The sequence below is a fragment of the Chlorobium sp. genome, from assembly GCF_049593655.1.
Lineage (GTDB): Bacteria > Bacteroidota > Chlorobiia > Chlorobiales > Chlorobiaceae > Chlorobium.
The window spans coordinates 56085-81338 of sequence record NZ_JBAWHG010000048.1 but is presented as its reverse complement, the minus strand read 5'-3'; the positions used below and the strand labels follow the sequence as shown (position 1 = coordinate 81338).

Below are 25254 nucleotides of genomic sequence, written 5' to 3'. Positions count from 1 at the left end.
ATAAACCGCATTATTGCGGTTCCTGAAGCGACAAACTGTTTTGAATATCGGTTATCGATTGTAAATTAAAAGTTTAGGGTTTCACTATCATTCAACGCAGTCAAGCAGCCGGATGTCTATGCCGGAGAGGAGGTCAAGATGACGCAGTTCAGGGTTGGCGATGCCATTGTCTACCACAAGCCGAAAAGTTCGTTCTGCCCGGGTCCCAGAGCCAGGCAGGTTTATCCTCTCGAACACGGAGAGGAGTATCATTATGTGGTGGACAAGTTCTGGAAGGTAACGGATGTACATAATGACGGAACCATAGAGGTTACCACCCGTACCGGAAAAAAACATCGGCTTGAAGCCGGCGATCCCAATATCCGCAAGGCAGACATCTTTCAGCACCTCATGTACCGCAAACGGTTTCCGCAACTGGCGGAGATCAGGAAATAGCGGCTCGACAGATTTTCACTCCTCACCATCGCCGGCCGGTTCGGTTCCTGCACGAAGATGATGTGCTTCGGTATCGTACCAGAGCGGAGCGTCATGACGCAGCATGCTGATAACTACCTGAAATTCAGCAGGGTCTTTGAATACCCTGTTTTCTATCTGCTGGTTGTCCGAGTCATAGAAGGCTATGCGCCCTTCATGTTCGGTAATGTCCCATCTGCTGTAGTAGCTCGAAACGAGAATATTTGCCATAACCGGAATTTTTTCAGCTTTTTTCTTTCTGGTCGGGGGGGCGGCCGGGAGTCGGCCGCCCGTTTCCGGTATTCAGGGTTTCCTGAAAATCGCTCCTTTCGGAATGGCCCAGTCTGCAGTTGCATTTTTTCCTGAAGGAAGTATGGTTTCGGGAGTGATGATGGCATTCTTCAGGTTTGTGTCCATCATGTTGGCGCCCTTGAGTATGGCTCCCGAAAGATCGGCACCCTCTAAATCGGCGTCGAAGAGCGAGGTGCCGCTAAGATCGGCGCCGCGCAGGTTGGCCCCTGCGAGCATCGCTCCGTAAAGGTTTGCCCCTGTCAGATCTGCATTGCTCAGATCGGCTTCCCTGAGGAATGTCCGGTCGAAGTTTGCCTTCTGGAGCTTTGCTCCCTGCAGTTTTGCCCCTTTCATGTCGGCTTTCTGGAAATTCGATCCGCTGAAATCCGCGCCGTTGAGAAGCGCCTCGTCGAGGTTGGCATCCTCGAAATCCGATCCTGCCATCGATGCCTGCTGCAGGTTCACTCCCCTGAGCCTGGCATTCTCCAGTTTTTCCTGTTTGAGGGTTATCGGCAGTTCCGGATTTTTGGATCTCATGCTGTTCCATGTCTCCACGTCGTCAATAAGGAGCGCCTGCTGTTTTTCCCTGCTTTGCGGTGCGTTTTTTACGCTTCCTGAACGGTTTTTCGCAGAGGTTCCGTCATCTTCCGGCTGATCCGACAGGTATACCGGTTCGGGGGGCGTCAGGTAGACCGGCGGAGCGGTTTCGGGTTCGCTGACAAAGCGGGCCTTGCGCATGGAGGCCCAGGATCTCGTCGCTTTATCGCCGGAAGCGGTGATGGTGTTGCCGGAAACCGAGGCTCCGTTGAGGTCGGCAGTGTCCAGGAACTGCGCGCCCTTGAAATTGGCGCCTTTCAGATTCGAGTGCTGCAGATTGGTTTCGAAAAGAACCGTACCGGCAAGGTTAGCTCCGGAAAGATCCGCGGCCTCAAGCTGACTCCATCTGAGGTTGACTCCCTGCAGGTTAGCCCTGCTGAGAGAGGCTCCTTTCATGAACGACTCCTTGAGATTCGCCTTGACGAGAGACGCTCCGCTTAAATCAGCCTCTTTCATGTCGGCTTTCTTGATGAAGGCCATGGAGAGATTCGTTCGCTGCAGGTTAGCCCTGTTGAGGTTTGCTCCGCTCAGTTCCGCCCGTACCAGCGAGACGTTGCTGAGATTTGCCCCTTCGAGGTTGGCGTCATCCAGTTTTGCCTTGTTCAGATCGATGGTTTTTCCGGGATTGGACTGCCGTGCGGCATGCCATTGTTCCCGGTTGTTGATGAGCATTTTTATTGCCTCGGGATCGGCAGCCAGGCCGGGAGTCGGAGCGGTACAAAAGCAGGCCGCAAGCAGAAAAGCCTGCGCAAGGGAGCGTTTCAGGTTCATGCCGGGAGTGTTGATGCCCGAACGATGCGTCTTGCTGTCAGTCGCTGCGTTCGTGCGGTGATAAGGGTTATGGTTACGGTAAAAGTAAGGAAAATGCCGGTAAGTAGTGAAACTTTCTTCTTTGAATGGTGATTGTATAATATACGGATAAAATTTATCTGGATTCATTAAAGGAGCTTCAATTATGGACGGAAAGTCATCATATAAAGGCAGGGTGCTTGTTGCCGGAGCGACAGGCAAAACCGGACAGTGGGTTGTAAAGCGTCTGCAGCATTATGGTATTCCGGTTCGCGTACTTGTGAGATCATTCGAAAAAGCCGCGATGTTCGGCAGCGGTGTCGAGGTTGCCGTGGGACATGTGCAGAATACGGAGGAGATTGCCGCCGCTGTAAAGGGCTGCGACGCCGTCATTTCCGCTCTTGGATCGAGTTCTTTTTTCGGAGAGGCATCGCCGCAGGAGGTTGACCGGGATGGAGTTATCCGGCTTGCCGACGAGGCATTGAAGGCTGGCGTGACGCATTTTGCCATGGTCAGTTCCATTGCGGTAACCAAATGGTACCACCCCCTGAATCTTTTTGCAGGGGTGCTTTCCATGAAGTATGCTGCCGAAGAGCATGTCAGATCGGTATTTTCCCGTGAAGGCCGGAGTTATACCATTGTCCGTCCGGGAGGGCTGAAGGATGGGGAGCCACTCATGTTCAGGCTTCACGTGGATGAGGGAGACCGGATATGGAACGGGTGGACGAACCGTTCCGATGTTGCCGAACTGCTTGTGCTTTCGCTGTGGAATGGCAAGGCCCGAAACAGAACCTTCGAGGTGATCAGCGAATCCGGCGAGGTTCAGGAGAGTCTCGAACGGTATTACGACAGGCTGGCGGGTTAGTGCAGCATGGCTGAAACGGTAAAGCCCTCCGAGTGGAGGGCTTTATTGAAATCCGGAAAATCTGTTTCTGCAGCGAAATCAGTCCTTGAACCTGCGCTCGACATCCTTGTTGGGTACCGCATATCCCGACGTGTCGGGGGAAGAGCCTCTCAGCCCTGCGGATGCTCCGCCGCCACCGTAAAGATGAGGGTATGCATTGGCTCCAAGCCGTTTTGTGGTTTTGCCGATGTTTTCCAGGGCATCGCCAACAACCCACCAGTGGCCGTCAATGAACACCTCCAGAAACCTCCCGTATGCTTCGGCACCCTGAACGAATGCTCCTGAATTATTGCTCATTTTTTCTGTTCTTAGTGGTTTGCATATCGATTGTCCCGACCGCATCCTGTTGCAGTGTCAACATCCGGCAGGCGCTTTTTTCAAAGTAAAAAAATATTTCTCGACTGCCAAAGGCTTTTTATCGACCGCACGGGCGGTCAATCGACCCTGTTTTTACAGGTTTCTGATGATGTCGAGCAGCTCCTGCCGTCCGAACGGTTTGCAGAGAGATGCGTCTGCGCCCATCATCAGGGCGAGGTTCAGGTAGTTTTCCGGAATGCATATTCCTCCGCCCGAGATGGCGACGATTTTCGTTGCGGGAGATTGTTTTTTTACCTCTCTGATGGTTTCAATGCCCTCCTTTTCGGGCATGAGCATGTCGGTAACGATCAGGTCGAAAGGTCCCCTGCAGTTCAGCTGCTTCGTGCCTTCAAGACCATTGCACGCCTCCACGACGGAGTGCCCTTCATCAGCCAGGATCAGGCTGATCATGTTTCTGATGTCCGCATCGTCTTCAATCACCAGGACGTTCATGATGTTTTTCCGGAGAGGTTCTGATAGAGAGCTTTTCTGACAGCTGCGGCCAGTTCGCTGAACGCAACCGGTTTTACCAGCACGGTACTGATGTCGGACAGCCGCAGCTGTTCCCGGTCGATATCCTTGTCATTGCCGGCGATGATGATGACCGGGACGCCTGGTTGTGCCGCGCGGACTTTTTCTGCAACGTCGAAACCGTTCATCTCCGGCATGAAAAGGTCGGTGATGACCAGTTCGAAGCCCGAGGGATTTTCCGAAAAGAGGGTTACCGCCTGGACGCTGTCGTTGCCGGTTACGGCGTGATAGCCGAGCTGGTCGAGCATGTGGCTGATGGTTTCGGTGACGGCCGTTTCATCGTCGATCACCAGAATAGATTCATTTTCGCTGCCGGCGACGGCGTTTTCCGGTTTTTCACTGCAGATGTTCCGGTTGCCCAGGGGAAAGTAGACGTGAACGGCGGTTCCCTTGCCGGGTTTGCTGTGAATGGTGATGGTCCCGTGGTGACTCTGAATGATGCCGTGAACAACCGACAGGCCGAGTCCGGTTCCCTTGTCAGGAGGTTTCGTGCTGAAAAAAGGCTCGAAAATCCGTTCGAGATTTTTCTTGCTGATCCCGATACCGGTATCGCATATGGTCAGGCGGATATACTCCTGCCCCGGCTTCAGCCCCGGCCAGGCTTTTGCCATCCTGAGGGTAGAGTGGACGGGCTTCAGTCCGACGGTCAGCGTTCCGCCCTTTTTCTGCATCGCCTGAACGGCATTGGTGCAGAGGTTCATGACGACCTGATGCATCTGTTCGGGATCGGCGAGAATTTCCGCACAGGGGACTGAGAGGAGCTGGCGTACGGATATCCCTGCCGGGATTGACGGTATCAGGAGCGACATCACGTCGGTGACGATGGGGTGAAGGCTGACGGGTTTCTGCTGCTGGGCGGCCTGCCTGTTGAAGGTGAGTATCTGTGCGATGAGTTTTTTTGCCCTGTGGGCAGCCTTGACGATCGAGTCAAGGTACTGGTTGTTCGGATCCGATGCGATCATTCTCAGCTTGGCCATCTCTGCATAGCCGAGGATCGGGGTGAGAATGTTGTTGAAGTCGTGAGCGATTCCTGCGGCGAGGGTTCCTATGGTTTCAAGTTTCTGGGCCTGGCGAAGCTGTTCCTCGAGTTTTTCTTTCTGCGTTTCCGCTTTCTTGTAATTGGTTATGTCGAGAAATACCGTCTGCGTTGCCGGAGTCCGGTTGTATTCGATGGCGGTACTGTGAACGGCAACCCAGACGAAACTGCCGTTTTTGTGCAGGATTCTGTAGTCTCTGCGAGGCTTCTTTTTCTTTCCCGCCAGCCGTTTTCTGAACTGCGCGAAAAAAATGTCGCGGTCTTCAGGGTGAACCATGTCGGAGACCTGCCGGGCACTCAGGCCGACCAGCTCCTCTGGAGTGTAACCCGTGATCGCCTCCATGGGCTGACTGGCATAGGAAATCCTCAGCGGGTCGTCCTGCGCGATGATTACCCCCTGAATCGAACCCTCGACGAGCTTCCGGTATTTTTCCTCGCTCTGCTGCAGGGCATGCTCGATGCTCCTTTTTTCCGTTATATCCTCGTTCAGGGCTATGAAGTGGCTTATTTCTCCTCCGGCCTCCGTAATCGGGCCAATGGTAGTCTTTTCCCAGAAGAGTTCGCCGTTCTTTTTCCTGCTGTGGAACTCCCCCTGCCAGACAGCTCCTTCCGAAATGGTTTTCCAGATGTTCCGGTAGTACTCATCGGGCCGTTCAGGGGTTTTGAACATGCGCAGATTGCGGCCAGCAACCTCGCCGGCCCGGTATCCCGTTGTGTTGACGAAGGCCGGATTGACATACTCGATATCGCCCTCTTTATCGGTGATGATGATGGAGATCGGGCTCTGTTCCACGGCGGCGGAGAGTTTGCGAAGCTGCAGTTCGATCTGTTTTCGCTCCGTGATGTCGATGCAGGTGATGAAAAAGGCAGCTTCGCCTTCGTAGTCGAAGGGGTAGACCTTGTAGTGCAGCCATATCTGCTTCCCGTTTTTTCTTTTGATACGGGTTTCAAAATTTTCCAGAATGCCGTTTTTCCGCAACAGGGCGATGAGGCGATCACGTTCGTCGGGGTCCACATAAAACTGTCGGGAATTAAGCCGGACGATCTCTTCCTGGCTGTAGCCTACGATATTGCACAGAGCCTTGTTCGCGACGTGGATTTTTCCCTTTGCATTGGTGATGGCTACGCCGAGGAACATGTTGTCGAAAAGGAAGCGGTATCTCTCCTCGGAAGCTTTTTTTGCGTTTTCCGCGTTTTTTCGTTCGGTTATATCGGTTATGAATCCTTCCAGAAAGATTCCTTCACCGGGCTCCTCAACGCCGAGCCCTTTTTCCCAGACATGCTTTGTCGAACCCTCAGCGGTTATGATGCGGTACTCGATTTCGAAAGGCTTTTTTTTCTTCAGGGCTTTTCCGACCGCCGTCGAGATTCCCGGGAGGTCATCGGGATGAACCAGATCGGTGAATGCCTTTTTCCGGTTGTGGATCAGGTCATCAGCGGGATATCCGGTAAGGGCAAGGCATCCGTTGCTGATGAATTCCATGGTCCAGAACAGGTCGTTTCTGCACCGATAGGCTATGCCAGGGATGTTGTCCATCAGGTTCGCCAGCTGCCTTTCCGAGTAGCGGAGAGCCTCTTCGGCGTTTTTCTGATCGATGAGGGTGTGCTCTATGGCGTAAACGAACTGTCGTCCGTTTTCGGTGACCATTTCGGTGGTTATTCTTACCGGAAAGGTAGAGCCGTTTTTCCGGAGAGCGTCGCATTCGAACGGCCGGTGCTTATTCGAAAGGGCCCGGCCGATCTGTTCCGTCACGAATTTCCGGTGATGCCGGGCAAAGAGGGAGGTGAAGGGCTGATGCTTCAGTTCCTTCTCCGTAAAGCCGTGTATGGCGCAGGCGGCAGGATTTGCGGTTTCTATGGCCGGACCGCCGTCGTGCGACGGGTCGACGACCACCAGATAATGGGGGGCGTGCTCGACAAAGGCGAAAAAGTTTTTTCTGAGCCCGATCAGGGGTTTTTCAGCATCATCCTGTCGGTCAGCTCTGTTGCCGCACAGCGAAAGCTGCTTTTTCAACGAGGCTATCTCGTCCTGCAGTTCAGCCTTTGTTTTGTTGCGCTCTGACACAGGGGTTCCGGCTTATGGGCTGCTCTTTTTTTTAAAGATACGATATGCCGTCATTATCGCAATCAGGACTTTGCATTCATTTCAGGTTTGATGCTTTTGATCAGGATATCGGCAAGCAGGGTTATCAGAATGTTGACGGAGACCGAAATGATGATGTACCAGGTCCAGGCGATTCCGTTCATCTTCAGGATAAAGACTATCCCCATGCTTGCAAGCAGGCCTGACGCCAGGCTTGCGGGATGAAAGTTCCGTTTGCTTTTCGAGAGCAGGAAGAGGCCGAGCAGCCCTCCGTAGGTAAAGGATGCTATTTCAAGACCGACCATTATGATTGCTTTGTCGTTTTCGTCGAACAGCAGGGCTATTCCGATAAGCACGGCAGCCCATCCTGCGCTGATGATTCTGGAGAGGTTCAGCGACGCCCGTCCGCCCATCAGATCGGTAACGGTCGATGCGGCAAGGGAGTTGATCGAGGATGCTATGGTGGACATTGCGGCTGAAAGAATGCCCGCCAGCAGCAGACCCTTGAGTCCGGACGGCAGGTAGTCGACGATAAACGTGGCGAACTCCCTGTCCTTTTCGGTTACGGCGCCCTGCATGAACAGATACATGAGCGATCCTGCCAGCAGGAAGATCATGAATTGCACGAATACGAAAAGGCCGCTGCCGATCAGGGCTTTTCGTGCCGAGCCGAGGTCGCTGCAGCCGAGTACCCGCTGCACCATCATGTAATCGACACCGTGAGATGCCAGGGAGAGAAACACGCCTCCGAGAAAGGCGCCGCCGAAAGCCATGGGATTGAAAAGCAGGTCGCCGCTCATGTTGAACATGGTGAGCTTTCCTGCAGCCGCAAGGGAGCCGAGTATCTGCGGCAAGCTGTCATCGAGCTGGAGCAGGATAAAGACAATGGATATGATGCCTCCGAGGAGGTAGAGCCCGAACTGGATGCTGTCGAGCCAGACTACGGTTTTCAGGCCGCCCGAAATCGTGTAGATCAGCGTTACTGCACCGATAAGGAGTACTGCGACCGGAAGCGACCAGCCGGTCACAACCTGCACGACAACGCCGGTAGCCAGAAACCTGACGCCGTCGCCGAGGATTCGGGTTACAAGAAAGACGACCGAGGCAAGCTTCTGCATGCCGGTGCCGAATCTCTCGCCGATGATTTCATAAATGGAGCTGACGCCGTTTTTAAAGTACATCGGCAGGAGAAAAGAGCTTACCAGCACCCGGCCCAGGATATAGCCGAGAGGCAGCTGCAGGAAGGTCCAGTCGCCTCTGTAGGCAAGTCCCGGCACGCTGACGAAAGTCAGTACAGATGTTTCCGTCGCGACAATGGAGAGCATGGCGACGACCCAGGGCAGCTTGTGGCCGCCGAGAAAGTAGTCTCCGGTGTTCTTGTTGCTCTTGCCCTGCCAGAGGCCGAGCAGGATATTTCCGGCAAGGAAAAGGATGACGATGGCAATATCGGCAGCATGCATGGAGAGTGGGTTTTCAGGTCGTCATTGATAAAGGTGGTAGTGCTTTTTTGTTTCGGTGAAGGTTCGTTCGTCGGTCTCCCACGATGCGATCAGCGAAGCGGCGTCGCATCCGTCGAGTATCGAGGTGCGGATGGCGCTGTTCCCGGCAAGCAGATCGAAGGCCGGGATGGTGTCGTTGAATTCGTAAATGCCGCCGAGGAACTGCAGGTCGTCGGGATAAAGCTTCTGTAGTGCGGCCGTGAGGGCAACGGCGGCGGCGAAAGGCCTGAACCTGTCGTGGTCGGCGACGTGCAGCCAGATGCCGCCGATAACCGAGCCGCTGAACTTGTGGAAAGTCGGCCTGAACCATGTCGGCCTCATGCGGAGTCCCTCGAATCCAGGTCCCTTGCATTGCTCCATCAGATCGTCGGGGCGAACGAATGGCGCTCCGAAGAGCTGAAAAGGGGTTGTGGTGCCCCGGCCTTCCGAAACATTGAGCCCCTCGAACAGGCACATTCCGGGATATACCGCAGCGGTTTCAACGCTCGGCATGTTCGGCGAAGGAGGTACCCAGGGGAGTCCGGTTTCAGGGAAGCGCATGTCGCGCCGCCACCCTCTCATGCCGAGAACCGTGAGCCGGACGTCGAGTTTTTTCCAGTCGCGGTAGAGCAGGGCCAGTTCTCCGGGTGTCATGCCGTGACGGACCGGAACGGGAAATATCCCGACAAAAGATCGGTATGCCTGATCGAGCAGCGGCCCCTCAACGATGGCGCCTCCAAGAGGATTGGGACGGTCGAGCACCATGATCTCCAGATCCCTGCCGGCAGCAGCTTCCATGAAGAGTGCCAGCGTGTTGACATAGGTATAGTAGCGCGAGCCGACATCCTGAATGTCGAAAAGGATCAGGTCGAGGTCTTCAAGCATGCTGCCGTCGGGTATCAGTGTTTCGGCGGAGCTGCCGTAAAGGCTTGCAAGTTCGATGCCGGGCACCGGCTGACAGCCGACGGCGATCTGGTCCTGCTCGGTGGCGAAAAGACCGTGCTCCGGAGAAAAAATCCGTCGGATGTTCAGCCCTTTTTCCCTGAGTACATCCCACGAGTAACAGAGATCGGCGGTTACCGAAGTCTGGTTCACGATCATGCCGATGTTTCTCTGACGGTACTGCCCGATATTGTCGAGCAGGATATCCAGACCGGTTGCTATCATGGTTGCGAGTGTTGCGTTTTTATTTGTTCAGCAGGCAAGAAAGACGGTGCTGCAGCGGTCCCGGATGGCGGAGCTGAGCGTTTCCCCGGGCTCGACAACTGCACCCGGCAGGAGCACCGAGTTTTCAACTGCAGCGCCCCGGCCGACAGTGCACCCGCTGCCGACACAGGAGCGTACGACGCTCGCTCCGGCATCGATCGCGGCATCGGCTGCGATGCGGCGGGGCATCATGCCGATGGCGGCCCGCACTCTTCCGGCAAGCAGCTCGGGAAGCATGCCCGTGGCCGTGTTGGCCCTGCAGTAGCTTTCGAGCGTTCCGATATCCATCCACGATCCGCCGTGCAGGTATGCGCCAAGTCCTCCGCTGTCGATGAGGCCGGTGAATCCGGTATCGACGATGCTCGAAAACCCCTTTTTCAGGTGAGCGAAAATTGCCGGACTGAGCACGGCTGTACCGGTATAGATAAGCGAGGAGAGGAGGCCGGTAAGGCGCATGTTCCTGAAATCCCTGACAAGGCCGTTTTCGACACCGACGGCTCCGATAGTGCCCGCATCGGGCGTTTCATACAGGGCCAGCGTTCCGGCAACACCCGACATGCGGTGGCTGCCGACAAGTGCCGCGAAGTCGATATCGGAGATAATATCGCTGTTTACGAGCAGAAAATCGTCGTCTTCAAGCAGGGGTTCACATTTTTTCAGACCGCCGCCCGTGCCGAGTATCGACGTTTCTTCCGAAAAGGTGATGCGTAATTTCCCGAAATCGAAAGCATCGACCGCTTTACGGATTTCAGCGGCGTGGTGGTGAATGTTGCAGACGATTTCGGTGACACCCGACTCCTTGAGCAGCGCGAAGGCATAAAAGAGGGACGGAACGTTGAGAACGGGTATCAGGGGCTTGGGGCAGTGCTCGGTAAACGGTCTGAGGCGTGTACCGAAACCGGCGGCAAGGACAAGTGCTTTCATCGGGGGCCTGTTTTTTCAAGGAGCGACTGCAGCAGCACTCCTGCTTTTTTCAGCTCCATGCGGGATTCGATATAGTCTGAAAGGTATGCCAGCGTCGGAGGGATCGATGTTTCATACTGTGTTTTGCCGAGAGCCGCAGTCTGATAACAGAAGGTGCCGAGAGCCTTTACATTGCGCTGGAACGCCATCAGGTCGAAAAGGTAGAGATATTCGTCGAGGCTCATCGTCATGGCGTCGCGGCCCTGAAGCGTCATGAAATGACGGGTTTTCAGTTCGTTGCCGAGAGCCGGATCGAGTACGACATAGGAGTCGCGGATAAGCGAGACGGCATCGTACTGGGGCAGCCCCATGCGGGCATCCTGAAAATCGATGATAACCGGCTTGCCCTTATGGATCATGATGTTTCGGCTGTGAAAATCGCGGTGATTCAGCACGAAATGCTTCGGTTGAACGAGAATTTCCGTTATGGTTTCGAATTCGCGGCGAAGCTCACCGGCTTTGCTGCGGTCGAAATCCGCTTTGAAATAGCCGAGCAGTGCGTGTTCGATGAAAAAATCGAATTCAAACATCAGTTTTTCCCTGTCGAAGCTGAGCCTGAAGGGCAGTCGGTCGGGGTTCCCCGTTATGGACTGGATGCGGGCAAGCGTGTCAATCACCTCCCGGTAGATTTCCGGAGCGGAGTACTGTTTTTCCCCGGAAACGATGTCCTGCAGCTGAACCGTTCCGCAGTCCTCTATCAGTAGAAGGCCTTCTCCGGCATTGACGGCAAGGACTTCCGGAACCGGCAGGTTGTGGCCGCGCATGAGATCGTACACGATCAGGAACGGGTAGTCGTCCGGGTTCGCTTCACGGAGCAGTGGGTCGCAGCAGGCGATTGCGCTGCCGTCCGGGCCGGAGACCCTGTAATAGCTTCGGGTGGAGGCATCGCCCTGTATTGGCGTTATATGAAGCTGATTCCGATCTTCCGGGCTGTAGAAGCCCCGTATATGGTACTCGGTGTTCATACTGGAGCGTGTAAGGATGCCGTGTGTCGGCAAAGGTCAGCGAAAATCAGATACCTCGACAGGTTTTCCCGGCAGCAAGACAAAAAAAAAGCACCTTATCCCTCAAGGCATAAGGTGCTTCAGGAAAAAGGCGTTGCTTACTTTTTCGGAGCAACAGCTGAAGAGACGCTCTGCAGAACCTGGGTAGCGGTAGCTGCGAAGTTTCCGATCAGGTCGGTTGCTGTTTTTGCAAGCGGTTCTGCTACGTTGGCAAGAACCTTGAGGCTGTTGTTCATGAGGTCAAGCTGAAGCTGGAAGAGCTTGCCGGCGGTTTCAACAAGATTGTTGACTGCGCCCTGAACATCGATGTTTGATCCGTTTGACATGATGCTTTATGGTTTGAGTTTGAGAAAGAGTTTAAGGGAGAATATCCGTAACCGACATTGCCCTGGACATATTTGTTTGAAGCTAACTAATTTTCCGATGCGGAACAAATAAAAAACCGGCAGGAAACCATGAAAGATCAAGGGGTTAGATCATTGGAATCCTCTCTCCGGCATTGCAATGGCAGGGCCTGGGGGATTCCTGCGTCCTATCCGGCTTTTTTCTGGCCGGAATTTTTTCCTATGAATTTGTTCAGCAGCAGCACGATGAAAATACCGCTGATAAAAAAAGCCACAGGGGCTACGATCGTCGTATAATTGAATGATTCCTGCATAAGAGAGGCATTGAAGGCGTGAACTGAACGGATCGGCAATGACGGACGGTCCTGCCGTTACAGGATAATAAGAAAAATCCGGCAAATAGATAAGCTGTCCGGAAGGGTTCTCCGCTTTCTGTTCTTTACCGGTTTTTGCAGGGAACTCTTGAAATAGCGTCACTGTTCCTTTGAAGATTTCTCGATTCATCATTTATTACAGGTTTACAAGTAAATCAAGTGTTGACTGACTATGGAGGTTGTTGGAAAAAGCAAGGCCAAGGTGGTTATAGAATCATGTCTGCATGACTCTTCCCGGTATTTTGCCGATCATACAAGAATTATCAGATGCAATCCCTACTGTACCAGCGTTGTTCATCTGAAGGAGCTGGGCATCTACAAATGGATATTTCAGGCCAAGGACCCGAGAAACAATCCCATAACCGCGATTTTCTTCGTCGAGCAGGTCGAGGAGCCGCTCGATCACCATTCGCCTGCAGTGGTTCCGCATGAAGTAGCCCGGCACCTTCCGACGGGGGCAAGGTGCATCAGGTGGGCTCATGCTCAGAATACACCGCATATCGACATCGAAGATAACCACACCTTTGTCGGTCGGGCCAATACGCGTATCTGTCTGTACCATCTGGACGAAGGGAAAACCGAAGTGCACTTCGAGACCGATATCGCACTGGATTTCACGCTTTCGTTTCCCCTGAACATGATGCCTGAAGGGATCATAAAGTTCATGAGTGAAACCATCATGTCCCAGATCATGCAGCAGGCAACCGAGAGCATGCTCTGCCAGGTACAGGCCGATATCTGCTGCTCGACAGCTGAGCTTGCCGTTGAGGGGGGGGCCCGCTAAGCAGTTCCCTCTTTTGGCTTTTAATACTTTTTTTTGTACTTTTTATACCCTAACCGGGTATAGGTATGCCGGCGCCGGGTATGCAGATTTATGCGATGTTTTTCATCAAAAGGGCTTGAAGCGTATGGACGATGTGATTGTACGGCTGAAAAAGGTAGCCGGTCAGGTAGAGGCTCTTGTCAGGATGATCGAGAGCTCGCAGGGATGTGAAAAGGTCATCATACAGTTTCAGGCAGCAAAAGCCGCGCTTGACAAGACCTATTCCCTTGTTCTCGACAGAAGTCTGAAAGAGTGCATGAGCCGTAACGACTCGGAAAATGTGGCACGGATTTTAAAACTCATCTCAAAACAGTAAAACACCATGAAGGTATACCAGGTACTGACCGGTATCTGTCTGTGCGGAGCGCTTCTCTCGCCCGGCCAGGCAGCTGCAGGCAGCAGAACCGTGAGGCTTTCGCTTGAAGATGCGGTGCGCATGGCCCGTGAAAACAATTACACGATCAGGGCGGCACGCAGCCGGGTTGACCAGGCCGAGGCGAAAATCACCCAGTCCCGCCAGTCCTACCTGCCGAAAGTAACGCTGTCTGAGACCTTTCTTGTGACCAACGATCCAGGTGCGGCACTTGTTCTGAAGCTGCAGCAGAACAGTGTCACGATGGCCGATTTCAATCCTGAAAAACTCAACAACGCCGATACGATCAACGACTTCAATACGTCGCTGCAGGTTATACAGCCCATATTCAACGCCGATGCGGCAATTGGCCGCAAGGTCGCTTCGACCTCAAAGAAGGCCCAGGAGCTCATGACGGCAAGAACGGCGGAAGCCATTGAGCTGCAGGTCAGCAAGGTTTATTACGGCCTGATCCTCGCCCGGAAAAACATCGAGGCCATCGACCAGTCCATTGGCACCATGAGCGGGCACAGCCGCGAGGCGGCGAAAGCGTATAGTGTGGGGCTGCTGACAAAATCCGACAAACTTTCCACCGAGGTGAGGCTTGCCGAGCTCAACGAGCAGAAACTCATGCTTCACGACGCCATAAAGAATGCGACCGACGCCCTTAAAGTGCTGCTGAATCTCGAGCAGGACGTCAACGTCATTCCTTCCGGCGATTTCGTTGTCGGCAAGGGAGTGCCTTCGGTCGATGAGGCGGCAGTGCCTGAAAACCGGTCCGACCTCATGGCCATGCAGACCTACCGGGAGATCGCCCGGCAGCAGGGAGATATGGCAAGGGCATCGAGGCTTCCGAGAGTGAACGGTTTTCTCAGAACCGACCTGCACAGCGACAATGTTTTCAGCGGCGGTTCGAGCTGGTCGATGGGGGTGAACATGCAGTGGGATATTTTCGACGGCATGGCCTCGGAAGGCCGGATCCAGGAAGCGAAAGCAAGGGAACTCGAAGCGCGATACTCTTACGAGGCGGCCCGCAGCGGCAGTCTTGCGGAGATCAGGAAAGCTGCTCGTGAAATGAAAACGGCCAAGGCCAGAATGGCCGTTGCCCAGCAGGCGCTCGAGGAGGCGCGGGTGAGTCTCGATTATATCGGAACCCAGTTCAAAACCGGTATGGCCATGACCTTCGAGCTGCTGATGCGTGAAGGAGCCTACACCTATGCGAAGCTGCGCCTCAACCAGGCGCGCCACGACTTCTGCATAGCCAGAAGCGAGTACGACTACTACTCGGGAAAATAGCGCAACAGCTGAATGTTTATCATAAACGGACGGGAAACCGGATTGAGCATTATGGATATAAGGATGATCAGACTGTTTCTTTTTGCCGTACTCTTCAGCATTGTGACGGGGTGCGGAAAAGAGGATCCGAAGTCTCAGGCAATCGTGAAGCCGGCCACTCCCTTGGCGGTGGAAAGCATTGTTACCGTCGGGGAGAGTTCCGGTCGTGAGGGAACGTCAACGCTCACCGTTCCCGGAGGAGCGGTGTTTCACCAGGGGGAGCTGGCAGGGGTTTATGTCGTTGATGGCGAGGATCGGCTTACCGTTCGGTGGGTACGGACCGGCCGTACCGTCAACGGCTCAGTTGTCATTCTCGGAGGTCTCGATGCGGGAGAGAGGATTGTCGGCAGGTATAACCGGTCGCTCCGGGAGGGAGCGCTGGTGAAAGAGCAGGTTTCAGAAACAAAAGAGATTCAGTCCAATGAATGAAGGTATTGCAGGCAGGCTTGCCAGGCAGTTCATCAACTCGAAGATAACGCCGCTTCTGATGGTGGCCTCGCTTCTTGTAGGCGTGATCGCAACGTTCATGACGCCGAGGGAGGAGGAACCGCAGATTGTCGTTCCGATGGTGGACATCTACATTCCCTATCCCGGTGCGCCCCCCTCCGAGGTCGAAGAACGTGTCGCCAAGCCGTTCGAGCGTTCGCTGACCGAAATTCCCGGCGTTGACTATGTCTATTCAACCTCCATGCCGGATTTTGCGCTGGTGACGGTTCGCTTCGACGTGGGTCAGAATACCGAGGAGAGCATGGTCAAGCTCTGGGCAACCCTCATGAAGAACATGGACAAGATGCCTCAGGGGGTACAGATGCCGCTCATGAAAAAGGTGGCCATCGACGATGTTCCGGTGCTGAACCTGACCATGTGGAGCAAGAGCAGGGACCCCTATCAGCTCAGAAAGACCGCCATGGATGTTGCCGATGAACTGAAAAAGACCGAAAATATAGGTGACGTCGACATCAAGGGGGGGCTGAGGCGACAGGTGCGCATTCTTCTGGACAAGCAGAAGCTGCTGCAGTACAACGTAAGCGCCCTGCAGATCGCCCGCCAGGTGCAGATGGCAAACAGCCAGATGCCTTCCGGCGATTTCAGGCAGCAGAACAGCGAAATTCTTGTCCGCTCGGGTAGTTTCCTGGAAAGCGCCTCCGATGTCGGCAACATCGTTGTCGGTATTTACGGCGCATCGCCGGTCTACCTGAGCAGTGTCGCCCGTATTGTCGATGGGCCCGAAGAGGTCAGCAACTACAACTTTTTCGGCTGGGGATCGGCTTCGGAGTCCAAAGACCGCGGCGAATATCCGGCCGTCACCCTGACGGTGGCGAAGCGCAAGGGAGCCGATGCCTCGGTGCTTGCCGAAAAGGTTGTTGCCAAGGTCGATCAGCTCAAGGGATCGGTCATCCCGGCCTCCATTACCGTTACCGAAACAAGGAACTACGGCGAGAGTGCGACGGAGAAGGTGTTCACGCTGCTCGAACATCTCATCATCGCCATTGTTGCGGTGACGATCGTCGTGGGTCTTTTCCTTGGATGGCGGGGCGCGCTGGTGAATTTCGTTTCCGTGCCGATTACCTTCGCCCTGACCCTTCTTGTTTATTACCTGTTCGATTACTCCCTGAACCGGGTGACGCTTTTCGCACTGATTTTCGTGACCGGTATCGTTGTCGATGACTCGATCATCATTGCCGAGAACATTCACCGCCATTTCGCCATGAAGCGTCAGCCGAAACTGCAGGCGGCCATAACGGCGGTCAGCGAGGTCGGCAATCCCACGATTCTGGCAACCTTTACGGTTATCGCCGCCGTGCTGCCGATGGTGTTCGTTTCCGGACTGATGGGCCCATACATGAGTCCGATGCCGATCGGAGCTTCGCTGGCCATGATCTTTTCGCTCCTGATCGCCCTGATCGTAACCCCGTGGCTTTCCTACAGACTGCTGAAAGTCGAGGACGGAGGGCATGCGGAGTATGACATCACGAAGACCGGCTACTACAGGCTGTTTGAAAAGATTCTCTCTCCGCTGCTCGACAACAGCTTCATGCGTCTGATTGCATTTGCCGGAGTCGGTCTGCTGCTTGCCGGCGCGATCATCCTGATACCGCTTAAAGCCGTGCAGATGAAAATGCTGCCGTTCGACAACAAGAACGAGTTCCAGGTTATCGTCGATATGCCGGAAGGCACCGCCCTGGAACGGACGGCAAGGGTTGCCAAGGAGATTTCAGCATATCTGAAAACGGTGCCGGAGGTCAGCAGCTACCAGTACTATGTCGGAACCAGCGCGCCGATAAATTTCAACGGCCTCGTCCGCCACTACTATCTGCGTCAGGCATCCAATCTTGCCGACATTCAGGTCAATCTTGTCCATAAGGGAGAGCGCAAGGACCAGAGCCACGATATCGCCAAAAGGGTCCGTTCCGGAGTCCAGAAGATCGCCCTGAAGTACGGTGGCAATGCGAAAATTGTGGAAATTCCTCCAGGCCCTCCGGTGCTCTCGACCATCGTGGCGGAGATATACGGACCTTCGCAGAAAGAGCAGATCGCGCTTGCAAAAGAGGTTAAGCGGGTTTTTTCCGAGACTCCGGGTGTGGTTGATGTCGACTGGCTTCTGGAGGACGACCAGAAGGTCTACAACCTGGTGGTCAACAAGGAGCGGGCGGCGTTTCGCGGCGTCTCCACCGAGCAGATCGCCCAGACGCTGCGCATGTCGCTCAGCGGCATGGATGTCGGTGTGCTGCATACGCAGAATGTCAAGGAGCCGGTCATGATACAGGTGCGGCTGCCTCAAGCCGACCGGACCTCTCTCAGGGATCTTTCCGGCATCTTTGTCCAGTCGCAGGGAATGGGGTCCCTCACCACCCGTCTGCGCGCCGGAGAGATGATTCCGCTGTCGGAGCTGGTGAAGGTCGAGGAAAAAATACAGGACAAGAGCATCTACCGCAAGGATCTCCGCCGGGTGCTCTATGTAACGGCCGATGTTGCCGGTGCGACGGAAAGCCCGGTCTACGCCATGCTCGACATGGACAAAAAAATCCGGCAGATCAAGGTTCCCGGCGGTTACAGCATCAACCCGCTCTATACCTCGAATCCTGCCGTCGAGGATAGACTCGCCATGAAATGGGACGGGGAGTGGCAGATAACCTTCGAGGTGTTCAGGGATCTCGGTACGGCTTTCGCCGTGGTGCTGGTCATCATCTATCTCCTGATCGTGGGCTGGTTCCAGTCGTTCAAGACGCCGCTCATCATGATGATCTCCATTCCGCTGAGTCTTGTGGGCATCATTCCCGGCCACTTCATTCACGGCGCGTTTTTTACCGCCACAAGCATGATCGGCATGATCGCCCTTGCCGGCATCATGGTGAGAAATTCCGTTCTTCTGATCGACTTTATCCAGATCCGGAGGGAAGAGGGTACCGAACTTAAACAGGCGATCATCGAATCTGCAGCGGTGCGGACGCGTCCGATCATTCTGACCTCCGGGGCTGTGGTTATCGGATCGGTGATCATGCTTTTCGATCCGATATTTCAGGGACTGGCCATTTCGATGATCTGGGGGGGGATTCTCTCGACCGTCCTGACGCTTGTTGTCGTTCCTCTGGTCTATTATATCACTGAAAAAAAGTCGGAAAAACCGGTGCAGGAGGCGAATAAACCATGAAATTCATAGCGATTATGGGTCATGAAGAGACCCGGCCGATGGTCCGTGCCCTGTTCAGGAAGTTTCAGGTGCACATGTTCAGCAATGTCTCTATCCGCGGGTGCAACTGCGACCGCAAAACGGGAACCCAGCAGCCCTGGTGGCCTTCCGATGAGATGATCGGCACCTACTCGTCGCTCTGTTTTGCCGTGCTCGACGACGACAAGGCGGAAGCGATCATGGAGGAACTCGAAACGAACCCCATTGCCGTCGACCGGGATTTTCCGGCAAGGGCTTTTCTCATGAATGTCGAAAAAACCGCCTGACAGGCAACCCAAAGGATATCCATGATCGTCAAACAGTTCCGCACGGGGGGCGACAGGAATTTCGGCTATCTTGCCGCTGATGAACACTCGGGGGATGCGCTGGTCGTCGATGCCTCCTGGGATCCCCGTTCCATTGCCGATTTCGCGGCAGGGCACGGCTACAGGGTCCGTTATGTTTTTTCCACCCACTCTCACGCCGACCATACCAACGGCAACGAAGAGATGGCGCGCCTGACCGGTCTTCATCCGCTGCTTTACGGGGATATCTGCCCTCTGACGGGGACGAGGGTGGAAGATGGCGCGCTTTTCCCGCTCGGCTCGCTTAGCGTGCATATTCTCCATACTCCCGGTCATACTCCTGACTCCATCTGCCTTCACGCGGGCGATGCGCTTTTTACCGGTGATACGCTCTTTACCGGAAAGGTCGGGGGCACCTGTTCCGGGGAGGAAGCCGCCGCCGAATATGACTCGCTGCGCCGGCTGCTGAAAGAACTGCCGCCTTCCACCACGGTTTATCCCGGGCATGATTACGGGGAGCGGCCCATCACCACGCTCGGGGATGAAAAGGCTTCGAACCCCTTTCTCCTGCAGCCCGATCTCAACGCATTCATCGCCCTGAAAAACAACTGGGCCGCCTTCAAAAAAGCTCACGGCATAAAATAATTTTTGTCTCCTTCCGGCTGATTTTCTATATTGTTAAGTTGCTTTTTTTGCGTATAGGCCCTGACGGGCCTCCCTTCCTATCCAGATTTTTCAGACATAGTCCCGGCACTCTTTGCGAGCTGCCTTTTTTCCAATAATAATGGGCGTTTTGTCCTTTTTTTAATCAGAGGGAATTTCTATGGATCAGCTTATAACACTGCGGACTCTCCCGGTTTCGGCTTTGATGCAGAAAGATTTTAAGACGATCAAAGGCAGTTGTACGGTTGCCGAGGCGCTGCAGATCATGAAAAGCACAAAGCAGAGCGGCCTGGTTGTCGAGCCCCGCAATGAAGACGACTGCTACGGTATTGTCACCGAAAAGGATATTCTCGAAAAAGTTATCGATCCCGGCGAAGACGTGCATCGCGATCCATGGAACACTCCGGTTTTTCAGATCATGAGCAAGCCGATCATCAGTATCAATCCCGCACTCAGAGTCAAGTACGCTCTCCGTCTGATGAAGAGAACCAATGTCAGACGGCTTACCGTCATGGAAAACGATAAGGTACTCGGCGTGCTGAACATGACCGATGTCCTCCACGCTGTCGAAGAGCTTCCTGTCCATGACGACCATGTAGCGCTGTAACCGCTCGCTGTTGTCTTGCCGTCTCTCTCCTCTTCACAAGAGACAAATCATTCAACCTGCAGGGTACTGCCCCTTCTGCAGCCCTTCTTACATTCACTGAATCTGTTCTGCAGCTTCATAACGAGATAAGAGCGTATGAAACCATTTGATATTGTTATCGTCGGAGGCGGAGGCGCCGGTTTGTATGCGGCGATGGAAGCCATGAAAACCAATCCGGCGCTCAATATTGCCGTGTTGTCCAAAGTCTATCCCAACCGTTCCCATACATCCGCAGCCCAGGGGGGCGCCAACGCGGCTCTTGCCAACACGGCAAAGGACGATACGGTCGAACTGCATATTTTCGATACCATCAAGGGCAGCGACTACCTTGCAGATCAGGATGCCGTAGAGATACTCTGTTCCGAGGCGCCGAAAATCATTCGTGAGCTTGACAACATCGGAACGCCCTGGTCGCGGCTTGAGGACAACACGATCGCCCAGCGTCCTTTCGGCGGCGCCGGCCGGCCGCGCTGCTGCTACTGTGCCGACAAGACCGGGCATACCATTCTGCAGACCCTTTACGAACAGTGTCTGAAAAAAGGGGTCTTTTTTTTTAATGAGTATTTTGCCCTGCAGCTGTCGGTCAACGGCAGCCGCATGAAAGGGCTTATCGCCCTGAACATCAAGACCGGCAAGGTCGAGGCGTTTCCTGCAAGGACGGTTGTTTTCGCAACCGGAGGCTACGCCAAAATGTACTGGAACCGTTCCAGCAATGCAGCCGGCAATACCGGCGACGGACAGGCCATAGCCTACCGGGCGGGTATTCCGCTCAAGGATATGGAGTTCGTGCAGTTCCATCCCACCGGTCTGAGAAAGAGCGGGCTTCTGGTAACCGAAGGCGCCAGGGGCGAAGGCGGCTATCTTGTCAATGCCGCAGGCGAGCGGTTCATGTCGAGATATGCGCCTGAAAAAATGGAGCTCGGGCCCAGAGATCTCGTTTCCCGGTCGATCGAGACCGAAATTCTGCAGGGACGGGGTTTCGACAGCCCCGCAGGCAAATACGTGCATCTCGACCTGACCCATCTCGGGGCCGACCTTATCATGTCAAGGCTTCCGCAGATTCGCGAGATGTCGATGTATTTCGAGGGCGTGGACCCCATCGAAGAGCCTATTCCGGTAAGGCCTACGGCTCACTATTCGATGGGCGGCATCGATACCGACAATTTCGGCAGAACCGTCATGGACGGCGTCTATGCCGCCGGTGAGTGCGCCTGTGTTTCGGTACACGGAGCCAACCGTCTCGGAGGAAACTCGCTGCTCGACATTCTTGTTTTCGGCCGTCTGGCCGGACGGACTGCCGCCGAGGAGGCGCGCAGATTCGAGCCCGCACAGATCGGCGCAGAAGAACTCAAGGATACGGAAGCAGCGCTCCGGAGTTATATGCGCCCGTCAGGCCACTTCGAGCGTTACGGCACTCTCCGGGAGGAGCTTGGCCAGACGCTCGGCATGAATGTCGGCATCTACCGTGAGGCATCGAAGATCCGGAAAGGCATCGAAGATCTCGCTGCACTCAGTGAGCGTTTCAGGCATATCCGTGTTTTCGACACCAGCGATATATTCAATACCAACCTGCTTCAGGTTCTTGAACTGAAAAACATGCTTGATCTTGCTGAAACCGTCGCATCAGGAGCGCTTGCCCGTGAAGAGAGCCGCGGTTCGCATACGCGCACCGATTTTCCGGTAAGGGATGACGAGAAATGGCACAAGCATACCCTGGCGACTCTCGAAAGAAACGGGATGAGGCTGGGCGAAAAGCCTGTGTCCATGGGCAGGTATGAACTTCAGGAAAGAACCTATTAACAACTACTCGATATGACAGGAGCTTTAGAACTGCATACGGAAGAGAAAAGAGATATAACCCTCAGGGTGTTCCGCTTCAACCCGCAGGTGGACAGCAAGCCGTATTTTGACGATTACACGATACAGATCGAAAAAGGTATCACGGTTCTCCGTTCTCTCAACTATATCAAAGAGCATGTCGATGCCTCGGTGAGTTTCCGGGCATTCTGCCAGGCAGGAATCTGCGGTTCCTGCGGCATGCGCATCAACGGAATTTCAAAACTGGCATGTACCACCCAGGTGTGGGATGAACTTTCGAAATGCAGGGAGGCGGGGATCATCAAGATCGAACCCCTGCGCAACATGCCGCTGATCAAGGATCTCATTGTCGACATGGACCCGCTTGTCGAAAAGATGAAGCAGTACTCGAACTGGATCGAGACCAGAATGCCCGAATCGGAAATCGGCAAAAAGGAGTTTCTTGTATCGGAAGAGGAGTTCCGGAAATACGACAAGGCTACAGACTGCATTCTTTGCGCTTCGTGCGTGTCGGAATGCACCATTCTTCGGGCGCACAAGGAGTATGTCTCTCCTGCGGTTCTTCTGAAATCATACAGGATGAACGTTGACGGCCGTGACGCCATCCACGATGTGCGCCTTGGCGAGCTTGTCAAGGACCACGGGGTATGGGACTGCACGCACTGTTACCGCTGCCAGGAGACCTGCGTGAAACATATTCCCATCATGGAGGCCATTCACGGCATCCGGGAGGATGCGATCGAAGTCAGGGGCGTCAGGGATACGAGCGGAGCGAAACATGCCGAGGCGTTCATGGAGGATATCGAAAAGAAGGGCAAGCTTGTCGAAGCCACTCTGCCCATCCGAACCAACGGGGTTGCCTGGACGCTGCAGAACCTGCTTCCCATGGCGATAAAAATGATCTTGAAGCGCAGAACGCCTCCTCCTCCCCCTCTGGTCAAACCGGCCAAAGGGATGAAAAAATTCAGGGAGATGTTCCGGGAGATGACGGAACACGTCAGGGCGGAACAGAAATCCCATAAAAAATAACCATGGAGAACCGCGGTATGAAGAGGTATGCCTACTATCTGAGTTGTATCAACGAATCCATGACCAAAGAGGTTGACCGTTCCATCGATCTGTGGCAGAACGATCTTGGCATCGAGTTTGTAAAGCTTCATGAAAGCACCTGCTGCGGCGGCAGCAATCTCGATTATGTCAGCCCGAAGCATTTTGCGCTTGTCAATGGCCGCAATATCGCTCTTGCAGAAAAACTCGGACTCGATCTGGTTGTCTCCTGCAATACCTGTCTGATGACTATCCGGACGGCCAAGAAAAAACTCGATGAGACGCCGGAACTGAAAAAAGAGGTCAATGAGCTCCTGAAAAAGGAGGGACTCGAGTACAAGGGAACGGCAAATGTGCGGCACCTTCTCTGGGTGCTTGCCGAAGACGTCGGTTTCGAGGCTATCCGGCAGAAGGTCAGGGTGCCGCTGAAAAATTACCGGATTGCACCGTTTTACGGCTGCCACATCCTCCGCCCCTCGACGGTTCTCGGAAAGGACGATCCGCTCGAACCGAGTACTCTGGACATGATGATCGAGGCGCTCGGCGGAACGCCCCTGCCCTATGAGCATAAAAACCGCTGCTGTGGTTTCCATACGCTGCTTGTTGCCGAGGAGGAGTCTCTCAACGTTGCTGCCGAAGCGCTTGAAGAGGCTATCGAGATCAAGGCGGATTTCATTGTCACCCCATGCCCGCTCTGCCATACCGTACTTGACGGCTACCAGGCCAAAGCGCTCAGGCAGGCCAATGTTAACAGCTCCATCCCTGTTTTTCATCTTTCGGAGATGGTTGGTCTTGCTCTTGGTTATACGGAAAAACAGCTTGGCATCAAGCGGCATATTGTCAGCTGAGCTTTTGTCTTACGGCTTTTTTTAATTGCAGCAGGTCTGACGGCTCATCGGTAAAGTTTTCAAATAAGGCTAAAAAAATGTAGTTTTGCACTTTGAAAAAATACCCGAAGCCGGATGGCTCCGCAAGCTGCAGCGGGTAAAACTGTCTTTACAAACCATTCAAATTATTGCATTGCATGCTCAAAAATGATCTTTTCCTCCGGGCATTGAAGCGTCAGCCGTGTTCCCGGACGCCTATCTGGGTGATGAGGCAGGCCGGTCGCTATCTTCCGGAGTATCGGGCAGTCAGAGAAAAAACGGACTTTCTGACCCTCTGCAAAACGCCTGAACTGGCTGCCGAGGTAACCATCCAGCCAGTTGATCTGATGGGTGTCGATGCCGCCATCATCTTTTCCGACATTCTTGTTGTCAACGAAGCCATGGGCATGAATGTCGAGATCATCGAAACAAAAGGAATCAAGCTTACTCCGGTTATCCGCAGCCAGGCCGATATCGATAAACTCATCGTACCCGACATCGACGAGAAGCTCGGCTATGTTATGGATGCCCTCCGTCTCACCAAGAAAGAGCTCGACAACCGCGTTCCCCTTATCGGTTTCTCGGGCGCAGCATGGACGCTCTTCACCTACGCCGTCGAAGGCGGCGGTTCGAAGAACTACGCTTTCGCCAAGAAGATGATGTACCGCGAGCCGCAGATGGCCCATCAGCTGCTCAGAAAGATCACCGAAACCATCAGCGCCTACCTCCTCAAGCAGGTCGAGGCCGGTGCCGATGCCATCCAGATATTCGACTCCTGGGCCAGCGCGCTTTCGGAAGACGATTACCGCGAGTTCGCACTGCCCTACATCAGGGAGAATGTTCAGGCAGTAAAGGCCAAATACCCGGACATTCCGGTTATTGTCTTCTCGAAGGACTGCAATACCATCCTTTCCGATATCGCCGATACCGGCTGCGATGCCATGGGGCTCGGCTGGGGCATCGATATCGCCAAGGCGCGCAAGGAGCTCAACGACCGCGTGGCCCTGCAGGGTAACATGGATCCCACGGTGCTTTACGGAACGCCCGAAAAAATCAGATCGGAAGCCGCCAAGGTCCTCAGGCAGTTCGGTCAGCATACCGCAGGGTCGGGCCATGTTTTCAACCTCGGCCACGGTATCCTTCCCGACGTCGATCCGGCCAACCTGAAGCTTCTTGTCGAATTCGTCAAGGAAGAGAGCGCGAAATACCACTAGGGAGGGTTTCTGTTTTCATCTCTCCTGAACTCCGCCTGATGCTGCTCGTCAGGCGGAGTTTTTTTTTAAGATTCGGTCCCCTTCGGGTATCACGGGAGGGGGTGG

25 protein-coding genes are annotated in these 25254 nt (G+C 54.4%); 14 read left to right on the top strand and 11 right to left on the bottom strand.

Annotation, left to right across the window (positions count from 1 at the left end):
* The first annotated feature begins 138 nt into the window (after nt 1-138).
* A complete protein-coding gene (locus WBP50_RS08395) occupies nt 139-435 on the top strand; it encodes a hypothetical protein (RefSeq protein ID WP_423933348.1) in 297 nt (98 codons plus the stop codon).
* A 15-nt stretch (nt 436-450) separates the two neighbouring features.
* Here WBP50_RS08395 and WBP50_RS08390 read toward each other — a convergent pair whose 3' ends face one another.
* Together WBP50_RS08390 and WBP50_RS08385 are read right to left on the bottom strand one after the other, a co-directional pair.
* The gene (locus WBP50_RS08390; protein WP_423933345.1) at nt 451-684 is read right to left on the bottom strand and encodes a hypothetical protein; all 234 of its coding nucleotides are present in this window, start codon (nt 682-684) and stop codon (nt 451-453) included.
* A 72-nt stretch (nt 685-756) separates the two neighbouring features.
* On the bottom strand, nt 757-2112 hold the full coding sequence (locus tag WBP50_RS08385) for a pentapeptide repeat-containing protein (RefSeq protein WP_423933343.1): 1356 nt from the start codon (nt 2110-2112) through the stop codon (nt 757-759).
* Nucleotides 2113-2296: 184 nt separating this feature from the next.
* Here WBP50_RS08385 and WBP50_RS08380 point away from each other — a divergent pair, with 184 nt between their 5' ends.
* Complete coding sequence (locus tag WBP50_RS08380; protein WP_423933341.1) at nt 2297-2995, top strand: SDR family oxidoreductase; 699 nt, start codon at nt 2297-2299, stop codon at nt 2993-2995.
* 78 nt (nt 2996-3073) lie between these two features.
* Here the strand turns inward: WBP50_RS08380 and WBP50_RS08375 are convergent, their stop codons facing one another.
* The 9 genes from WBP50_RS08375 to WBP50_RS08335 form a co-directional block, all read right to left on the bottom strand.
* On the bottom strand, nt 3074-3331 hold the full coding sequence (locus WBP50_RS08375) for a bacteriochlorophyll c-binding family protein (protein WP_423933338.1): 258 nt from the start codon (nt 3329-3331) through the stop codon (nt 3074-3076).
* Between the two features lie 153 nt (nt 3332-3484).
* Entirely contained in the window at nt 3485-3844 is a 360-nt protein-coding gene (locus tag WBP50_RS08370) for a response regulator transcription factor (protein WP_423933336.1), read from the bottom strand.
* Entirely contained in the window at nt 3841-7023 is a 3183-nt protein-coding gene (locus tag WBP50_RS08365; protein WP_423933335.1) for a PAS domain-containing hybrid sensor histidine kinase/response regulator, read from the bottom strand. Before WBP50_RS08365 ends, WBP50_RS08370 begins: the two co-directional genes overlap by 4 nt.
* Nucleotides 7024-7085: 62 nt before the next feature.
* Nucleotides 7086-8501 (bottom strand): sodium:solute symporter, encoded by a 1416-nt coding sequence (locus WBP50_RS08360; protein WP_423933332.1) that lies wholly within the window; start codon nt 8499-8501, stop codon nt 7086-7088.
* A gap of 21 nt (nt 8502-8522) precedes the next feature.
* Nucleotides 8523-9686, bottom strand: a complete 1164-nt coding sequence (locus WBP50_RS08355; RefSeq protein ID WP_423933329.1) for an exo-beta-N-acetylmuramidase NamZ family protein — start codon at nt 9684-9686, stop codon at nt 8523-8525.
* Nucleotides 9687-9713: 27 nt separating this feature from the next.
* Nucleotides 9714-10649, bottom strand: a complete 936-nt coding sequence (locus tag WBP50_RS08350) for a sugar phosphate nucleotidyltransferase (protein ID WP_423933327.1) — start codon at nt 10647-10649, stop codon at nt 9714-9716.
* Nucleotides 10646-11653 (bottom strand): aminoglycoside phosphotransferase family protein, encoded by a 1008-nt coding sequence (locus tag WBP50_RS08345; RefSeq protein ID WP_423933325.1) that lies wholly within the window; start codon nt 11651-11653, stop codon nt 10646-10648. Before WBP50_RS08345 ends, WBP50_RS08350 begins: the two co-directional genes overlap by 4 nt.
* A 137-nt stretch (nt 11654-11790) precedes the next feature.
* Nucleotides 11791-12018: a chlorosome envelope protein B gene (locus WBP50_RS08340; RefSeq protein WP_423933324.1), complete on the bottom strand. Its 228-nt coding sequence runs from the start codon at nt 12016-12018 to the stop codon at nt 11791-11793.
* Between the two features lie 150 nt (nt 12019-12168).
* On the bottom strand, nt 12169-12543 hold the full coding sequence (locus WBP50_RS08335) for a hypothetical protein (protein ID WP_423933321.1): 375 nt from the start codon (nt 12541-12543) through the stop codon (nt 12169-12171).
* A gap of 39 nt (nt 12544-12582) precedes the next feature.
* On the opposite strand from WBP50_RS08335, the gene WBP50_RS08330 reads away from it, so the two are divergent.
* The 12 genes from WBP50_RS08330 (at nt 12583) to hemE (ending at nt 25149) form a co-directional block, all read left to right on the top strand.
* Nucleotides 12583-13194: a DUF1997 domain-containing protein gene (locus tag WBP50_RS08330; protein WP_423933319.1), complete on the top strand. Its 612-nt coding sequence runs from the start codon at nt 12583-12585 to the stop codon at nt 13192-13194.
* A gap of 124 nt (nt 13195-13318) precedes the next feature.
* Nucleotides 13319-13549: a metal-sensitive transcriptional regulator gene (locus WBP50_RS08325; protein ID WP_423933317.1), complete on the top strand. Its 231-nt coding sequence runs from the start codon at nt 13319-13321 to the stop codon at nt 13547-13549.
* A 6-nt stretch (nt 13550-13555) separates the two neighbouring features.
* On the top strand, nt 13556-14881 hold the full coding sequence (locus tag WBP50_RS08320; protein ID WP_423933314.1) for a TolC family protein: 1326 nt from the start codon (nt 13556-13558) through the stop codon (nt 14879-14881).
* A 51-nt stretch (nt 14882-14932) separates the two neighbouring features.
* On the top strand, nt 14933-15349 hold the full coding sequence (locus WBP50_RS08315; protein WP_423933311.1) for a hypothetical protein: 417 nt from the start codon (nt 14933-14935) through the stop codon (nt 15347-15349).
* On the top strand, nt 15342-18572 hold the full coding sequence (locus tag WBP50_RS08310) for an efflux RND transporter permease subunit (RefSeq protein WP_423933308.1): 3231 nt from the start codon (nt 15342-15344) through the stop codon (nt 18570-18572). The genes WBP50_RS08315 and WBP50_RS08310 overlap by 8 nt, the downstream gene beginning before the upstream one ends.
* Nucleotides 18569-18877, top strand: a complete 309-nt coding sequence (locus WBP50_RS08305; protein ID WP_423933307.1) for a hypothetical protein — start codon at nt 18569-18571, stop codon at nt 18875-18877. Before WBP50_RS08310 ends, WBP50_RS08305 begins: the two co-directional genes overlap by 4 nt.
* A gap of 21 nt (nt 18878-18898) precedes the next feature.
* Nucleotides 18899-19540 (top strand): MBL fold metallo-hydrolase, encoded by a 642-nt coding sequence (locus WBP50_RS08300; protein ID WP_423933305.1) that lies wholly within the window; start codon nt 18899-18901, stop codon nt 19538-19540.
* A 178-nt stretch (nt 19541-19718) separates the two neighbouring features.
* Entirely contained in the window at nt 19719-20165 is a 447-nt protein-coding gene (locus WBP50_RS08295; protein ID WP_423933303.1) for a CBS domain-containing protein, read from the top strand.
* A 135-nt stretch (nt 20166-20300) separates the two neighbouring features.
* Nucleotides 20301-22004 carry an FAD-binding protein gene (locus WBP50_RS08290; protein ID WP_423933300.1) on the top strand — a complete coding sequence of 568 codons (1704 nt, stop codon included), beginning with the start codon at nt 20301-20303 and terminating at the stop codon, nt 22002-22004.
* Between the two features lie 12 nt (nt 22005-22016).
* The gene (locus WBP50_RS08285) at nt 22017-23051 is read left to right on the top strand and encodes a succinate dehydrogenase/fumarate reductase iron-sulfur subunit (RefSeq protein ID WP_423933298.1); all 1035 of its coding nucleotides are present in this window, start codon (nt 22017-22019) and stop codon (nt 23049-23051) included.
* A 17-nt stretch (nt 23052-23068) separates the two neighbouring features.
* On the top strand, nt 23069-23917 hold the full coding sequence (locus tag WBP50_RS08280; protein WP_423933435.1) for a CoB--CoM heterodisulfide reductase iron-sulfur subunit B family protein: 849 nt from the start codon (nt 23069-23071) through the stop codon (nt 23915-23917).
* Nucleotides 23918-24093: 176 nt separating this feature from the next.
* Nucleotides 24094-25149, top strand: coding sequence for a uroporphyrinogen decarboxylase (hemE, locus tag WBP50_RS08275; protein ID WP_423933295.1), 1056 nt, complete (start codon nt 24094-24096; stop codon nt 25147-25149).
* Nucleotides 25150-25254: the final 105 nt, after the last annotated feature.

Excerpts from the sequence above, each read along its gene's own strand:
- WBP50_RS08390 (WP_423933345.1), bottom strand. The coding sequence starts at position 684 with ATGGCAAATATTCTCGTTTCGAGCTACTACAGCAGATGGGACATTACC.
- WBP50_RS08340 (WP_423933324.1), bottom strand. The coding sequence starts at position 12,018 with ATGTCAAACGGATCAAACATCGATGTTCAGGGCGCAGTCAACAATCTT.
- WBP50_RS08290 (WP_423933300.1), top strand. The coding sequence starts at position 20,301 with ATGAAACCATTTGATATTGTTATCGTCGGAGGCGGAGGCGCCGGTTTG.
- WBP50_RS08310 (WP_423933308.1), top strand. The coding sequence starts at position 15,342 with ATGAATGAAGGTATTGCAGGCAGGCTTGCCAGGCAGTTCATCAACTCG.
- WBP50_RS08360 (WP_423933332.1), bottom strand. The coding sequence starts at position 8,501 with ATGCATGCTGCCGATATTGCCATCGTCATCCTTTTCCTTGCCGGAAAT.
- WBP50_RS08370 (WP_423933336.1), bottom strand. The coding sequence starts at position 3,844 with ATGAACGTCCTGGTGATTGAAGACGATGCGGACATCAGAAACATGATC.
- WBP50_RS08345 (WP_423933325.1), bottom strand. The coding sequence starts at position 11,653 with ATGAACACCGAGTACCATATACGGGGCTTCTACAGCCCGGAAGATCGG.
- WBP50_RS08280 (WP_423933435.1), top strand. The coding sequence starts at position 23,069 with ATGAAGAGGTATGCCTACTATCTGAGTTGTATCAACGAATCCATGACC.
- WBP50_RS08380 (WP_423933341.1), top strand. The coding sequence starts at position 2,297 with ATGGACGGAAAGTCATCATATAAAGGCAGGGTGCTTGTTGCCGGAGCG.
- WBP50_RS08395 (WP_423933348.1), top strand. The coding sequence starts at position 139 with ATGACGCAGTTCAGGGTTGGCGATGCCATTGTCTACCACAAGCCGAAA.
- WBP50_RS08300 (WP_423933305.1), top strand. The coding sequence starts at position 18,899 with ATGATCGTCAAACAGTTCCGCACGGGGGGCGACAGGAATTTCGGCTAT.
- WBP50_RS08295 (WP_423933303.1), top strand. The coding sequence starts at position 19,719 with ATGGATCAGCTTATAACACTGCGGACTCTCCCGGTTTCGGCTTTGATG.
- WBP50_RS08285 (WP_423933298.1), top strand. The coding sequence starts at position 22,017 with ATGACAGGAGCTTTAGAACTGCATACGGAAGAGAAAAGAGATATAACC.
- WBP50_RS08330 (WP_423933319.1), top strand. The coding sequence starts at position 12,583 with ATGGAGGTTGTTGGAAAAAGCAAGGCCAAGGTGGTTATAGAATCATGT.
- WBP50_RS08385 (WP_423933343.1), bottom strand. The coding sequence starts at position 2,112 with ATGAACCTGAAACGCTCCCTTGCGCAGGCTTTTCTGCTTGCGGCCTGC.
- WBP50_RS08305 (WP_423933307.1), top strand. The coding sequence starts at position 18,569 with ATGAAATTCATAGCGATTATGGGTCATGAAGAGACCCGGCCGATGGTC.
- WBP50_RS08320 (WP_423933314.1), top strand. The coding sequence starts at position 13,556 with ATGAAGGTATACCAGGTACTGACCGGTATCTGTCTGTGCGGAGCGCTT.
- WBP50_RS08325 (WP_423933317.1), top strand. The coding sequence starts at position 13,319 with ATGGACGATGTGATTGTACGGCTGAAAAAGGTAGCCGGTCAGGTAGAG.
- WBP50_RS08355 (WP_423933329.1), bottom strand. The coding sequence starts at position 9,686 with ATGATAGCAACCGGTCTGGATATCCTGCTCGACAATATCGGGCAGTAC.
- WBP50_RS08350 (WP_423933327.1), bottom strand. The coding sequence starts at position 10,649 with ATGAAAGCACTTGTCCTTGCCGCCGGTTTCGGTACACGCCTCAGACCG.
- WBP50_RS08375 (WP_423933338.1), bottom strand. The coding sequence starts at position 3,331 with ATGAGCAATAATTCAGGAGCATTCGTTCAGGGTGCCGAAGCATACGGG.
- hemE (WP_423933295.1), top strand. The coding sequence starts at position 24,094 with ATGCTCAAAAATGATCTTTTCCTCCGGGCATTGAAGCGTCAGCCGTGT.
- WBP50_RS08315 (WP_423933311.1), top strand. The coding sequence starts at position 14,933 with ATGGATATAAGGATGATCAGACTGTTTCTTTTTGCCGTACTCTTCAGC.
- WBP50_RS08335 (WP_423933321.1), bottom strand. The coding sequence starts at position 12,543 with ATGATGAATCGAGAAATCTTCAAAGGAACAGTGACGCTATTTCAAGAG.